Annotated in this window: 13 protein-coding genes and 1 tRNA gene; 9 read left to right on the top strand and 5 right to left on the bottom strand. The window is 69.7% G+C overall.

Annotated elements, in window-relative coordinates; translation table 11 throughout:
• From VLJ82_RS17865 to VLJ82_RS17855, 3 genes are all read left to right on the top strand, one after another.
• Positions 1-506, top strand: a 506-nt coding sequence (locus tag VLJ82_RS17865; RefSeq protein ID WP_408664712.1) for an alpha/beta fold hydrolase, incomplete at its 5' end; no start/stop codon positions are given.
• A gap of 151 nt (positions 507-657) precedes the next feature.
• A complete protein-coding gene (locus VLJ82_RS17860) occupies positions 658-888 on the top strand; it encodes a hypothetical protein (protein WP_408664711.1) in 231 nt (76 codons plus the stop codon).
• Positions 885-1,286, top strand: coding sequence for a type II toxin-antitoxin system VapC family toxin (locus VLJ82_RS17855; RefSeq protein WP_408664710.1), 402 nt, complete (start codon positions 885-887; stop codon positions 1,284-1,286). Before VLJ82_RS17860 ends, VLJ82_RS17855 begins: the two co-directional genes overlap by 4 nt.
• Before the next feature lie 57 nt (positions 1,287-1,343).
• Here VLJ82_RS17855 and VLJ82_RS17850 read toward each other — a convergent pair whose 3' ends face one another.
• Positions 1,344-1,739 (bottom strand): VOC family protein, encoded by a 396-nt coding sequence (locus VLJ82_RS17850; protein ID WP_408664709.1) that lies wholly within the window; start codon positions 1,737-1,739, stop codon positions 1,344-1,346.
• 167 nt (positions 1,740-1,906) lie between these two features.
• Entirely contained in the window at positions 1,907-2,269 is a 363-nt protein-coding gene (locus tag VLJ82_RS17845) for a hypothetical protein (RefSeq protein WP_408664708.1), read from the bottom strand.
• 366 nt (positions 2,270-2,635) lie between these two features.
• Here VLJ82_RS17845 and VLJ82_RS17840 point away from each other — a divergent pair, with 366 nt between their 5' ends.
• The gene (locus VLJ82_RS17840; protein WP_408664707.1) at positions 2,636-3,247 is read left to right on the top strand and encodes an SAM-dependent methyltransferase; all 612 of its coding nucleotides are present in this window, start codon (positions 2,636-2,638) and stop codon (positions 3,245-3,247) included.
• A 22-nt stretch (positions 3,248-3,269) separates the two neighbouring features.
• Here the strand turns inward: VLJ82_RS17840 and VLJ82_RS17835 are convergent, their stop codons facing one another.
• Complete coding sequence (locus VLJ82_RS17835; RefSeq protein WP_408664706.1) at positions 3,270-3,572, bottom strand: hypothetical protein; 303 nt, start codon at positions 3,570-3,572, stop codon at positions 3,270-3,272.
• 91 nt (positions 3,573-3,663) lie between these two features.
• On the opposite strand from VLJ82_RS17835, the gene VLJ82_RS17830 reads away from it, so the two are divergent.
• A complete protein-coding gene (locus tag VLJ82_RS17830) occupies positions 3,664-4,470 on the top strand; it encodes a thioesterase family protein (RefSeq protein WP_408664705.1) in 807 nt (268 codons plus the stop codon).
• A gap of 52 nt (positions 4,471-4,522) precedes the next feature.
• Here the strand turns inward: VLJ82_RS17830 and VLJ82_RS17825 are convergent, their stop codons facing one another.
• Positions 4,523-5,494: a hypothetical protein gene (locus tag VLJ82_RS17825; RefSeq protein ID WP_408664704.1), complete on the bottom strand. Its 972-nt coding sequence runs from the start codon at positions 5,492-5,494 to the stop codon at positions 4,523-4,525.
• Between the two features lie 257 nt (positions 5,495-5,751).
• On the opposite strand from VLJ82_RS17825, the gene VLJ82_RS17820 reads away from it, so the two are divergent.
• The 3 genes from VLJ82_RS17820 (at position 5,752) to VLJ82_RS17810 (ending at position 7,687) form a co-directional block, all read left to right on the top strand.
• Entirely contained in the window at positions 5,752-6,735 is a 984-nt protein-coding gene (locus VLJ82_RS17820) for an ATP-binding cassette domain-containing protein (RefSeq protein ID WP_408664703.1), read from the top strand.
• A complete protein-coding gene (locus VLJ82_RS17815; RefSeq protein ID WP_408664702.1) occupies positions 6,732-7,490 on the top strand; it encodes an ABC transporter permease in 759 nt (252 codons plus the stop codon). Before VLJ82_RS17820 ends, VLJ82_RS17815 begins: the two co-directional genes overlap by 4 nt.
• A gap of 123 nt (positions 7,491-7,613) precedes the next feature.
• Positions 7,614-7,687, top strand: a tRNA-Ile gene (locus tag VLJ82_RS17810).
• Positions 7,688-7,877: 190 nt separating this feature from the next.
• On the opposite strand, the gene VLJ82_RS17805 is transcribed toward VLJ82_RS17810, so the two are convergent.
• Positions 7,878-8,936, bottom strand: a complete 1,059-nt coding sequence (locus tag VLJ82_RS17805; RefSeq protein ID WP_408664701.1) for a Dyp-type peroxidase — start codon at positions 8,934-8,936, stop codon at positions 7,878-7,880.
• Positions 8,937-9,540: 604 nt separating this feature from the next.
• On the opposite strand from VLJ82_RS17805, the gene VLJ82_RS17800 reads away from it, so the two are divergent.
• Positions 9,541-12,764: IPT/TIG domain-containing protein (locus tag VLJ82_RS17800; protein WP_408664700.1), on the top strand; the 3,224-nt coding region annotated here is incomplete at its 3' end.

Below are 12,764 nucleotides of genomic sequence, written 5' to 3'. Positions count from 1 at the left end.
GCTCCGCTCCCTTCGGGGCCGAGGGTCTGGACTGGTGGGCCGGCATGAGCCCGGAGGGCGTCGCGGAATTCGGCTGGGCGCTCGATGGTGAGCGTGCCCTGCACGAGAACCTGATGCGGCTGGCGGAGGAAAAGCTGGCGGGGATGGCGCTGGACCGGGCGAAGCTGCATGCCGCTCGGGACGAGCAGGCCGGCGCCGAGCTTGCGCGTCCCGAGGCCGTGCGGGAGTTCGTGGACGTGATGCGCGACGGGTTCACCGCCGGAATCTGGGGCCGGGTCGACGACAACCTGGCGGTCCTCGCCGGGTGGGGCTTCTCCCTCGACGAGATCGCGGTACCGGTCACCATCCGCTACGGCGCCCGGGACGGTGAGATCTCGCCGGGTCACGCCGCCTGGCTGGGTGCGCACATCCCCGACGCCAAGGTGGTCGTGGATCCCGACGGCGGCCACTTCATCGATCCCGGCACCTGGATCGAGGAGTTGCGCGCCCTGGTCGCGGCTGGCTGACCCCTTACAGCCTCGGCGCGAGTCCAGAGGGGGCCGGGAAGGTGCGACCTCCACAGCCGCGCCAAGCGCCGCTGGCGTGGTCACCGACTGGTCACACACGAGCCGGCAACGGCCGTCACGGAGCGGTGGCCTTGGGTGCCATAATGGCACCATGAAGCGGATGAACCTGCGCGACGTCCCCGACGACGTCTATGACGTGCTGGCTGCCGCGGCCGCCGCTCGCCGCCAGTCCCTCAACGCCTTCGTGGTCGATCAGCTGAGCGAGGCGGCTCGGGTGGCCCGGCTGGCTGACTACCTGGCCGAGTATCCGGCCGCGACCGGCAGTGCGGTCACGCTGGAGGATGCGGTGGCCGCGGTCCGGGAGGTCCGCGAAGCCTCGTGAGCCTCGCGGTCGTCGACGCCTCAGTCCTGGCGGTGTTCTATCTCGCCGACGATCCGCGCCGGAATGCGGTCGTCGCCCGGCTCGCCACCGGGGATGCGCTCTACGCGCCGGCTCATCTGGACGTCGAGGTGGTATCGGCCCTTCGGGGACTCGTGCGGGTCAATCCGGCGCTGCAACGCCGGGTCCCGGCCGCACTTCGACACCTGGCCGGGCTGCCGGTCCGGCGGCTGCCGCTGGCTCCGTTGCTCGACCGGATCTGGTCGCTTCGGAACAACGTCACCGCCTATGACGCCGCCTACGTCGCGCTCGCAGAACAGCTGGCAGCGCCGCTCGTCACCTGCGACGCCAAGCTGGCCACTGCCAGCGGCACGCACTGCACCTTCGACCTGATTTCTTGATCGACCGGTGGCTGGCGACTGCCGACCGCGACGGAGGGAAGCCGAGCTGTCCGGCGGTCAGAGGTCGCCGGGCATGCCGTCGTCGATGCAGAGGATGTTGCCCTCGCTGTCCTTGAACCAGGCCGCCTTGCCCATCTCGGCCATCGAGGCGACGTTGTCCTGCCATTGCACCCCGGGCAGGTCGTACTGCTCGAAGACGACGCCCTTGCTCTTCAGGTCGCGCACCTCGCCGTCGACGTCCTCGACATGCCACTGGGCGATGGTGTGGCCGGCCTGCCCGGCGTAGTCGGTCTGGTAGATCGTGAAGATCGTGCCGCCGTCGGTCTTGTAGATCATCATCATGCCCCCCATCTCGAACGACGGGGTCAGCCCGAGCTTGTCGGCGTAGAAGTCCCGGGCCCGTTGCAGATCGCTGGCAGGGATGTTTGCGGTGATCGTTGAGCTGTTGAGCATGACGCCTCCCGTGGTCGTGTGCTTCCGTCACGCAGGGCACCGGCACGGCCTGTCGGTGCCCCGGAATCCAGGCCCGGGGCGCGGTCCGACGGGATGACCAGTGCTGTGATCGGGCTCACAGTACGGAGATCGTCGGGCCCTGGCAAATGGCAGGCAGCACGGCTTGCTCACTCCCAGGGCGGTGTCTCGTCCAGCTTGGCGTAGTACTTGGCCAGGTGGCTCTTCACCCGGTCGATGTCTTTGTCCGGCAGGTTGATCCCGCCTCGCGAGCCCTGCAGCACGGCCGCTGCCGCATGCACCGCGCGGGGGACGGCGACCAGCTTGCCGTCCACCACGTCGGCGATCAGCAGCTTGTAGCCGGTGAAGTTGGACTTCTTGTCGGCGTCGTACCAGACATGCGCATCCCGGTAGCGGTCGTTGGGCTCGTCCTCGGCGCCGGCCCAGGCCCGGACCCGTTTCTCCGCCGCGTCGCCGTCCCAGGAGCGGTCGGAGTCCGCGAGCGGCAGATCCTGAAAAGCGGTTACAGCCATGCCAACCTCCGTGGAATCGGTGATCGATGCCGGCCCCGGCCGCGCCTGGGGTTCGAAACGACGACACCGCGCGGACGATGTCGAACAGCCGACTGCCTGCCTGCACGGGCCGCTGCGGTTCAGCCGGCCGGCACGGATCGAATGCCGTACCACCGTCAACCTACGCCGCCGCCAACGCCGGCCCATCGCGGCCTTGTCGCAGGCCACCGGCATCCTGCGATATTTGCCCCGACCACGCGCCGGATCGCCCGATCACTGATATTTTCTTATCCGCGGCTCAGCAGCAGCCGTTCTTCCCGGACTCGACAGCCCTCGCGACGCATACCCTGCCGAGGCCGGTCAACGGGGTGAGGCGACCCTTCGATGATGATCAGCCCGAGTGACACCACTACCAGGCCCACCGACCTCGAGCAGCTGAACGCCCTGTACGGGCAGTGCGAAGATCCCTGGCACATGCGCAGTGGCTGGCAGGCCGAACGCCGGCGCGACCTGTTGCTGTCCGCGTTGAACCACCCGCGCTACGGCAACACCTTCGAGCCGGGCTGTGCAGCCGGCGAGCTGACCGCGGGCCTGGCCCGGCGCAGCGACCGGGTGCTGGCCGCCGACGACAACCGGCCCGCGCTGGCCAAGGCCCGGGTCCGCGCCGGCCACCTGTGCAACGTCGAGCTGCGCTGGATGCAGCTGCCCGAGCAGTGGCCGACCGAGGAGAAGTTCGACCTGATCGTCTTGCACCAGGTCGGCTACCGGCTGGACCTGGCGGCCTGGGCCGAACTGGCCACCGCGGCCCGCAACAGCCTGGCCCGCGACGCCACCGTGCTGGCCTGCCACCACCAGCACGAGTTCGCCGAGCGGATCCTCGACACCCAGACCCTGCACGGGATCCTGGACAGCATCCTCGGCCTGCCCCGCCAGACCCAGGTCATCGACTCCGACTTCGTGATCGACGTCTGGACGAACCGGTCCGCGCAACCGCGCTGACCACCGGCTGTCAGGGCCCGGGTCAGCCACCGGACGGCTGCTGGCCGTCCTCGATCGCCCAGCCGGCACCGTGCGCGCGCTGGAGCAGCTCGTTGAGCACCGGTCCGATCACCTGCGGGAAGCCGCCGAGCTGGATGGCGATGCTGAACCGCTCTGAGGTGACGCCCACCGACGGGTCGGCCGGGTCGAGCATCATGTGCTCGCTCTGGGTGAGCACCTGGGACAGGATGCCCCGGGACGTCAGGAAGGCATTGATCTGCTCGACCTCCGTCTGGTCGACGGTCTGGAAGAACACCTGTCCACTGATCCACCCGGTCATGTCCATCCCGCCATCCTTGCAGGGTGGGCCACCCCACAGCGTCACCGCCTTGCCTGCCGGCACCCGCTAGGGCAGCGTCGGCCACTGTGAGCGAGCAGTGAGCGACTCCCACCCGTTCGACGCCGACACCGCCGTGACCGGCACCGGGCCCCGCTTCGAGGCGACCATCAGCGACCGCTGGGGAGTCGTGGGCGGGCACGCCAACGGCGGGTACGTGCTGAGCGTCTGCCTGCGCGCGCTGCGGCAGGCGCTGGACAGGCCCGATCCGCTGGCGGTGGCGGCGTTCTACCAGCGCCGGGTGCTGCCCGGCCCAGCCGAGGTCCTCCTCGACCTCGGACGGTCCGGCCGGCCGCTGGCCACCGGCGGCGCGCGGTTGCTGCAGGGCGGGCAGGAACTGGTCCGGGTGGTGGCAAGCTTCGCCGACCTGTCCCAGGCCGACGGGCCCACCCTGGTGACCGGCAGCGCGCCCGCCCTGCCGGCTCCGGACGACTGCGTGGACCTGTTCGGCGAGCTGCCGGGCGAGGCCGACCTGACCGCTCCCGGCATCACCGGCCGGCTGGAGTGCCGGGTGCCGCGGCTGCCCGGCTGGCGGCAGGGCGCGCCGAGCGGCCGGGCCGAGGCTGAGTTCTGGATGCGGCTGGCCGGCGGCCGGCAGCCCGACACCATGGCGCTGCCCGGGCTGGTCGACATGGCGGCGCCGGCGGTGTTCGAGCTGGGCCACTTCGTCTCCACCACGATCGAGCTGAGCGTGCACGTGCGGGCCCGGCCGGCGCCGGGGTGGCTGGCCTGCCGGGTCAGCACCCGGTACCTCATCGAGGGCTACCACGAGGAGGACTTCGAGATCTGGGACAGCGCCGGCACGCTGGTGGCGCAGTCCCGGCAGCTGGCCCTGCTGCTGAGCTGAGCCGCCCGGCAGTTTCCGCCCGAGCCGGTCGGCAGCCCGGCGCTCAGAACAGCTAGTCGGCCAGCTGGTCGCGGGCCGCCCGCAGGGCACTCGCCGCCCGGTCGGCCTCCTGCTCGGCGGTCTGCTTGGTCCGTTCCGCGGCCCGGCTGGCCTGTCCGGTCCGCCAGGCCTGCTCCTGGGCCTGTTCGAGCTCGGCGCGCAGCTGCTCCACCCGGGCGGTGGCCTCCTGGTGCAGCTGCCCGGCCCGGTCGGCCTCCTCGCGCGCCCAGTCCAGTGCCCGGACCGCTTCGGCGTGCTCGGCCTCGGCGCGCTGCAGCTGCTCGGTGTGACGTTGCCGGCGCCGCTCGTGGGCCTCCTCGGCCGAGCTGCTGAGCTTGCCCGGAGATCCGGTGTCGGCACGCTTCGAGCCGGGCTTGGCCCGGGTGCCGGCCGGGCGTTCGCCGGCGGTTACGGGGGCCTCGGCGGCCTCGACGGGTTCGGCATCGGCACCGGCCGGAACCGACTTCAGGTGCCGCCTGCGGACCGGTGCCGCCACCGCGTCGGTGACGTCCACCTCGCCGAAGCCGGTGTAGGACAGCACCGTCGTCAGCCGGCCGGACAGCACCGCCGCCTCGGCGCCCTCGTCGGCGATCGCCGCTTCGAAGGTGCCGCGTACCTGGGCCAGCACCGCTTCGGTGACGGTGCGGCCGTCCTGCCCGGCGGTATCGCGCACCAGGTCGGTGAGCCGCTGCAGCAGCTGCTGGCGCTGCTCGGACAGTGCCCGCAGCTCCGGCCCGCGCAGCTGCCGGTGCGCATCGCGCATCTGCTCGGCGAGCCCGGTCAGCTCACCCAGCTCGGCGGGCTCCGCGCGAACCAGCTCGTTGACCAGGGCCGCGGCCTGCACGGGCTTGCGGAGCTTGCCGATGCTCGCCGCCAGCGCCTTGTCGCCGGCGGCCTTGGCCTGCGCCGCCAGCCGGGTCCGGTGCTCGGTGAACTCCTCGGCAGGCACGCCGTAGAGCTCCTCGGCAGCGGAGTCGAGGTCCACGGCTCAGCTGCCCTGCGGGCGGTCCGGATGCGGCTGCACACGATGTTTCTACCCTGCCGGCGCCCGGGATGGCGTGCCGGTCGGGCGAAAGCTGTCGGACTGGCGCGGCAGGAACAATTCCGAGGCGGCGCGGGGGCTGCAGGTGCCAGACTCTGCACTCGCCGGCCCGTAGCGGTCACCGCTTGTCAAAGGGTGCTGCCAGCATCGAGCCCGCAACTGGACATCCGCGCCCGACGGGGCCGGGGAGATGGAGCGATGTGGACACTGATTCCGAGTTCGCCATCGAGGTGCGCGGGCTGGTCAAGCGCTACCGGGGCAGCCGCGGGCAGGCCGGCATCGAGGCGGTCCGCGGCATCGACCTGAGCGTCCGGCGGGGTGAGGTGTTCGGGTTCCTGGGCCCGAACGGCGCCGGCAAGACCACCATCGTGCGGATGCTGTGCACGCTGTTGCCGATCACCGACGGGCAGGCCCGGGTGGCCGGGGTGGACGTGGTCAAGAACCCGGCCGAGGTCCGCCGCCGCATCGGGGTGGCCCTGCAGGAGGTCGGGCTCGACCCGCGCCAGACCGGTCGCGAGCTGCTGGAGCTGCAGTGCGGGCTGTACCGGGTGCCGCGCCCGGCCGCCCGGTGCGCCGAACTGCTGGCGCTGGTGGGGCTGTCCGAGGCGGCCGACCGGACCGTCAAGACCTACTCCGGCGGCATGCGGCGCCGGCTGGACCTGGCGACCGCGCTGGTGCACGAGCCGCAGGTGCTCTTTCTGGACGAGCCGACCACCGGGCTGGACCCGGCCAGCCGGGCGACGGTGTGGGACGAGGTGCGCCGGATCAACGCCGCCGGCACCACGGTGTTCCTGACCACCCAGTACCTGGAGGAGGCCGACCAGCTGTGCCGGCGGCTGGCGATCATCGACGACGGCCGGCTGGTCGCCGATGGCACCCCGGACTCGCTCAAGGCGAAGCTGGGCAGCGACGTGATCACCGTCGGGCTGCGCCCGGACGAGCACCAGGCCGCCCGGGACGCGCTCGCCGCGTTGCCGGGCCTCGACCACGTCACCGACGCGGCCGAGGGGCTGGCGGTGTACGTCGGGGAGGGGGCGGCGGCGGTGGCCGACGTGGTGCGGTTGCTGGTCGAGGCCGGCATCCGGCCCGGCACGGTCTCGCTGGCCCGGCCGACCCTCGACGACGTGTTCCTCGCCTCCACCGGCCGGCGGATCGAGGGCGGTACCCCGGAGGCGGCGGCATGAGGGAGGTCCTGCTGCTGGCCCGCCGGGCGGTCCGGGAGATCTACCGGCTGCCGGCGGCGACCATCTCCGCGGTGTTCATCCCGGTGTTCTTCATGGTCGTCAACATCGGGCAGGTCAACAAGATCTTCTCGCCCGATACGCCGTTCCTGCACGGTCAGCACTACGTGGCCTTCCAGGTGCCGGTGTCACTGGTGTTCGCGGTCAGCACGGTCACGTCCGGCCTGGCGATGGTCACTGACATCGATATCGGCTACACCGACAAGCTGCTGGCCGCACCGATCCGGCGTACCGCGATCGTCTGGGGGCGGCTGGCCGCCGACCTGGTGCGCGGGACCGCGGTGTCGGCCCTGGTGCTGTTCGTGGGCTTCCTGCTGGGCGCCCGGGTGCGTTCCGGCGTGGTCGGCGTGGTGCTGCTGATCCTGCTGTCGGCGCTGTGGGGCATGGCCTATGCCGGCATCGCGATGGCGATCGCGTTGAAGAGCAAGAACGTCCAGACCACCAACGCCTCGTTCATCGTGTTCTTTCCGCTGCTGTTCCTGACCCCGAACTTCGTGCCGCTGGAACTGCTGGCTGGGCCGCTGCGCACGCTGGCCCGGTTCAACCCGGTCACCTACGTCATCACCGGGTTGCGCGATCTGGTGCTCTTCCCGAGCATCCACTGGGGCTCGCTGGGCGCCTGCGCGCTGACCATCGGGCTGACCGGGGTGGTGCTGACCTTCCTGTCGCTGCGGGCGCTCAGCCAGATCGCCGAGTGATCGGGAGAGCTGGGGTGGGCACGACCTCGGCGGAGGGTGGCGCGCCGCGCATGTGACAATCGGTGCTCCTGCCGGCTCATATCGGGCGCGCGACCGCCGCGTTCCTGGGTCGGCATGGCGCAGGGGGCGGTAGCTCAGCCGGTTAGAGCAGGGGACTCATAATCCCTGGGTCGTGGGTTCGAGTCCCACCCGCCCCACTTTCGCCCTACTTTCTATGGCTAATCTCGATCGGGCAAGAGTGGCGAGGCAGTCCTACGACCGGTTAGAGCCGGGTAAACGTGTGCGCTTCGTGGGCACAGCGGTCCTACAGCCGAGCATTCGACATCGGCTTAGCTTGGCCGAGCTCGACGGACCACCGGCCCGCGCCCCACCGTGCGGGCGGCCGGATCAGGTTTGACCGAATAGTGCTGCTGACCAGCTCTGGCCGGCTCGCACGCCTGGTGGGATGGCGAAGATCGCGCTGCCGACGTGCTGGGTGTGGGTGTTCAGCGCGTCCGAGCGGCTGAGCCGGCGCTGGATCGGGAGGAAGCCGGTGCGTGGGTCGGATTGGAAGCAGCAGAACATCTGTCCGGCCTGGATGCCGGGCGGCGACCCGTCGGAGAAGGCGTAGCTGCGCCGCAGGATCTGCGCACCGCCGTTCAGCTCGGCCGAGGCCAGCCGGACGTGCGAGTCGAGCGGGATCGCCGGGCTGCCGTCTGCGGCGGTAGCGGCCAGATTCAGTGAGCTGGTCAGGCTGCCCCCGGACAGCGGCGCGCCGGACTGCTTGTCCCGGCCGATGATCCGCTGCTGCTGGTCGTCGGGCACGTCGTCCCAGCCGTCGGTGAACAGCAGGATCCGGCGGGTGATGAGGTAACTGCCGCCGGCCATCCAGTCCGTGCCGCCGGCCCACACCACGTTGTTCAAGGCTTTGCTGTCGTCGAGCGCCGGGTTGCGGACCCCGTCGTGGAAGCCGAACAGATTGCGGGTGAGCGGCTTGGCATCATCGCCGAGCTGTGGGCCGCGGAAGCCGGACTGCGACCAGCGCACCGTGACCAGGCCGGCGGAGAGTCGGAGCAGTTGCCGGTGGGCGTGGAAGGCGATCTGGGCGTCGTCTGCGCAGACCTGCAGCACCAGGTCGCCGCCGCACCAGGCCGGTTGCAGATTGTCGTTGCCGAACCGGGGTAATTCGGCCAGCGGGACGGGTCGGCGACGGGCCAGGCCGAACCGGGCGTCGAACAGGCGCGGCCCGTAGCCGATGGTGATGGTCAGCCGGGACGGTGACGCATCTCCCGCCTCGCCGGTGTCGGTGAGTGCAAGCCGGTCCGCCGGGGCCGGCACCGGCTTGCCGTTGGTCAGCAGCGCCGCGGCCGCGGTCCAGTCGTCAAGCAGCCGGCGTAGCTCGGCCGCGTCGGTCGCGGTCACGTCCAGGGCGGAGATCAACTGGCAGGCCTGCGCCGGAGTGACCACGCCGGCCTGGTGCGGGCCGTAGAACGGCTCGGTTAGGACCGCTGGTATCGCGGTGCTGGCGGTGCTAGCGGCGACAGTTGCGGTCGCCGCGCCCGGTCGGGCATGTGACGTAGTACAGCCGGCCGCCCCCGCCGCGACGGCACCGAACGCGGCCGAGAGCGCGGCTCGCCGGGATACCTCGCCAGGAAAAGAAGGGGGCATGAGTGGGAACTTTATTACCTAGGACGAATGAAGAAAACATTTAAATATTATTTGAAATAGCGCGCCTTGCCCTTCTGCTCAACCTTTCATGGTGGCGAACCTGCCGCATCTGACGGGTATTCGCCGGCCTCGGTGCCTGCACGAATGCTCTGCAGCGGCACGCCCCAGCCCATCGAACGGCGGATATCTCGGAGCCACCGGTTGAGTGGAAGGAGGCGTAAAGGAACTGTAACGAACCTTTTAACAATTGATCGAACTGCTTCATTCAAACATCTTGTTTTAACCGAACGGCAGTGCTTTCATCTCTCTACTGTTGCCCGTCTCATCCTGGTTTAACTTGATGGTCCTGCTCAGGTAGCTGATCACGTTTGTTCCGGCACTGCTCGCGAACTAGGAGGCTCCGATGAGCCCTCGCCGTCCCGTTGCCCGACTGCGTGATGCAGCAGTCCTGATCGTCGTGGCCGGCTTGGTGCTGAACTTCGAGAGCCCGGCCACCTCCGCCCCTCTTCCGCTGCCCGCGGCCGGCTCGGTGACCTACAGCTATGACGCTTTGGGACGCCTGGTAGGGGCAAGCGAGCCGGGCGTGGGTTCGGTGACCCACAGCTACGACGCGGCCGGCAACCTGACCGCGACCACGCCCAGCACCGGCACCGGCCCGCAGCTTCTGAGCGTCACTCCGCAGCACGCGACTCCGGGTAGCACGGTCACCATCCGGGGCGCCAACTTCAGCAGCACCCCCTCGAACGACCAGGTGAGCTTCGGCGCCGCCACCGCGGCGGTCAGCTCGGCGGCACCAGGATCGCTCATCGTCACCGTGCCGTCCGGCGCGGTCAGCGGGCCGGTCACCGTCACCGTCGGCGGCGTGACGGCAACCGGGCCCAGCTTCACCGTGGATCCGCCCGGCCAGGCACCCACGATCACCGGCCTCAGCGCTAGCCAGGTCGGCCTCGGCGGGATCCTCACCATCAGCGGCAGCCACTTCGACCCGAACCCGGCCCGCGACGTGGTGCAGATCAACCAGACCCGGGCGCCGGTGACCGCGGCCAGCGCGAGCAGCCTCACCGTCACCGTTCCGCAGAACGCGGTCGGCTCCGGCAAGGTCACGCTCTCCACCCCGGCCGGGTCGGCCACCAGCACGGCGGACCTGTACGTGCTGCCTGCCGGACTGGCGGCCAGCACCCTCGACACCGGTCAGCGGGTGACGCTGCCGGGCGCCGTGACGCTGGCAACCTCCGGCTCCGGGCATGTCGCGCTGGCCGTCTTCGACGCGTCCGCGAATAGCCATCTGTTCGTGCAAGAGGGCACCTCCAGCGTCCCATCCTGCAATGGCACGCTCGCCATCTACGACCCGCACGGCGTGACGATCGGCTCGGACAGTTGCGCGGCTACCAACAACTACCTCGACCAACTGCTGCCGACGGCCGGCAGCTACACCGTGGCCCTTTCCACGAATGGCAGCGGCGGCTCGCTGCCGATAACGTTGAACCTGGTAGTGGACTCCACCAGCCCCATTACCACCGACGGCACGCCCAAAACCGTCACCACCGGCATCGGGCAGAGCGCCAATCTGACCTTTACCGCAACCGCCGGGCAGCGGGTGTACGTCAGCATCACCGGCAACACCGCACGCGCCACCAGTTGCGCCATCGTCACCCTGCTCAACCCGAGCCGAACGAGCACGGCAAGCACGTCAGCCTGCTCGGCCAGCGCCTACATCGACACCACCACGCTGACCGAAGCCGGCAGCTACACCCTGGTGTTCAACCCCGGTGGTACGGATACCGGCAGCGCCACCGTCGCCGTCTATACCGTGCCAGCTGACGCTGTTGTCCCGGTCAATGCTGATGGCAGTTCACATACCGTCAGCACCGCCCTGGGGCAGGCCGCCGATTTCACCTTTCCCGCCACCGCTGGTCAGCGGGTGCTAGTCGGCCTCTCCGGCGGCAGCTACCCCAACTGCTTCTCGGCCCTGCTGCGCAACCCGGCCGGCGCCCAGCTCAACACCGTCTGGTTCTGCGGGGCCGCCACCTACATCGATAGCACCACGCTGCCGGCCGCCGGCAGCTACAGCGTGCACCTCGATCCATACGGGACCGACGCCGGCAGCGTGAGCGTCGCCATCTATACCGTGGCGGCCGACTCCAGCACGGCGGTGAACGCTGATGGCAGTTCGCACACGGTCACCACCAGCCTGGGGCAGAACGCCGACCTGACCTTCACCGCCACCGCTGGTCAGCGGGTCTTCGTCAACGTCTCCGGCGGTAGCTATCCCACCTGCTTCTCGGTCCTGCTGCGCAACCCGGCCGGCGCCCAGCTCAACGCCGTCTGGTTCTGCGGGGCCGCCACCTACATCGACACCACCGCACTGCCGGCCGCCGGCAGCTACAGCGTGCACATCGATCCATACGGCACCGACGCCGGCAGCATGAGCGTCGCCGTCTATACCGTGGCGGCCGACTCCAGCACGGCGGTGAACGCTGACGGCAGCTCGCACACGGTCACCACCAGCCTGGGGCAGAGCGCCGACCTGACCTTCACCGGCGCCGCCGGGCAAAAGGTGTTCGTCAACGTCTCCGGCGGCAGCTACCCCAACTGCTTCTCGATCATCCTGCGCAACCCGGCCGGCACCCAGCTCAACTACGTCTGGTACTGCGGCGGCAGCGCCATCATCGATACCACTGCACTGCCCGCCGCCGGCACCTACAGCGTGCACATCGACCCGTCCGGCACCGACACCGGCAGCGTGAGCGTCGCTATCAAACCCGTCGCGGCCGATCTCAACGTCCCGGTCAGCGCCGATGGCAGCTCGCACACCGTCACCACCAGCCTGGGGCAGGTCGCCGATTTCACTTTCACTGGCAGCGCCGGGCAGAAGGTCTTCGTCAACGTCTCTAGCGGCAGTTATCCCAACTGTTTCTCGATCATCCTGCGAAACCCGGTCGGCACCCAACTCAACTACGTCTGGTACTGCGGCGGCAGCGCCACGATCGACACCACCACCCTCGCCGCCGCCGGCACCTACAGCGTGCACATCGACCCCTCCGGCACCGACACCGGCAGCGTGAGCGTCGCAGTCAGCACAATCGTCACTGATTTCAGCATCCCGGTCAGCGCCGATGGCAGCTCGAATACGGTCACCACCGTCTCCGGGCAGAACGCCGACCTGACCTTCACCGGGGCCGCCGGGCAGAAGGTTTTCGTCAACCTCTCCGGCGGCAGCTACCCGCACTGCTTCACGATCAACCTGCGCAACCCGGCCGGCACCCAGCTCAACTACGTCTGGTACTGCGGCGGCGCCAACTTCATCGACACCACCACACTGCCCGCCGCCGGCACCTACAGCCTGCACATCGACCCACCCGGCACCGACACCGGCAGCGTCACCGTGGCCATCAACACCGTCGCGGCCGACGCCAGCACGGCGGTCAACGCTGACGGCATCGCACACACCGCTACCACCAGCCTCGGCCAGGTCGCCGACCTGACCTTCACCGGCGCTGCCGGGCAGAAGGTTTTCGTCAACCTCTCCGGCGGCAGCTACCCGCACTGCTTCACGATCAACCTGCGCAACCCGGCCGGCACCCAGCTCAACTACGTCTGGTACTGCGGCGGCGCCAACTTCATCGA

The sequence above is a fragment of the Jatrophihabitans sp. genome, from assembly GCF_035474675.1.
Classification (GTDB): domain Bacteria; phylum Actinomycetota; class Actinomycetes; order Mycobacteriales; family Jatrophihabitantaceae; genus Jatrophihabitans_A.
Note: the sequence above shows the minus strand (reverse complement) of the source record. Positions and strands in the feature narration are given on the sequence as shown.

Bases quoted from the DNA above. Each gene is read 5' to 3' on its own strand.
- VLJ82_RS17860 (WP_408664711.1), top strand. From the start codon at position 658: ATGAAGCGGATGAACCTGCGCGACGTCCCCGACGACGTCTATGACGTG.
- VLJ82_RS17850 (WP_408664709.1), bottom strand. From the start codon at position 1,739: ATGCTCAACAGCTCAACGATCACCGCAAACATCCCTGCCAGCGATCTG.
- VLJ82_RS17845 (WP_408664708.1), bottom strand. From the start codon at position 2,269: ATGGCTGTAACCGCTTTTCAGGATCTGCCGCTCGCGGACTCCGACCGC.
- VLJ82_RS17840 (WP_408664707.1), top strand. From the start codon at position 2,636: ATGATCAGCCCGAGTGACACCACTACCAGGCCCACCGACCTCGAGCAG.
- VLJ82_RS17835 (WP_408664706.1), bottom strand. From the start codon at position 3,572: ATGGACATGACCGGGTGGATCAGTGGACAGGTGTTCTTCCAGACCGTC.
- VLJ82_RS17815 (WP_408664702.1), top strand. From the start codon at position 6,732: ATGAGGGAGGTCCTGCTGCTGGCCCGCCGGGCGGTCCGGGAGATCTAC.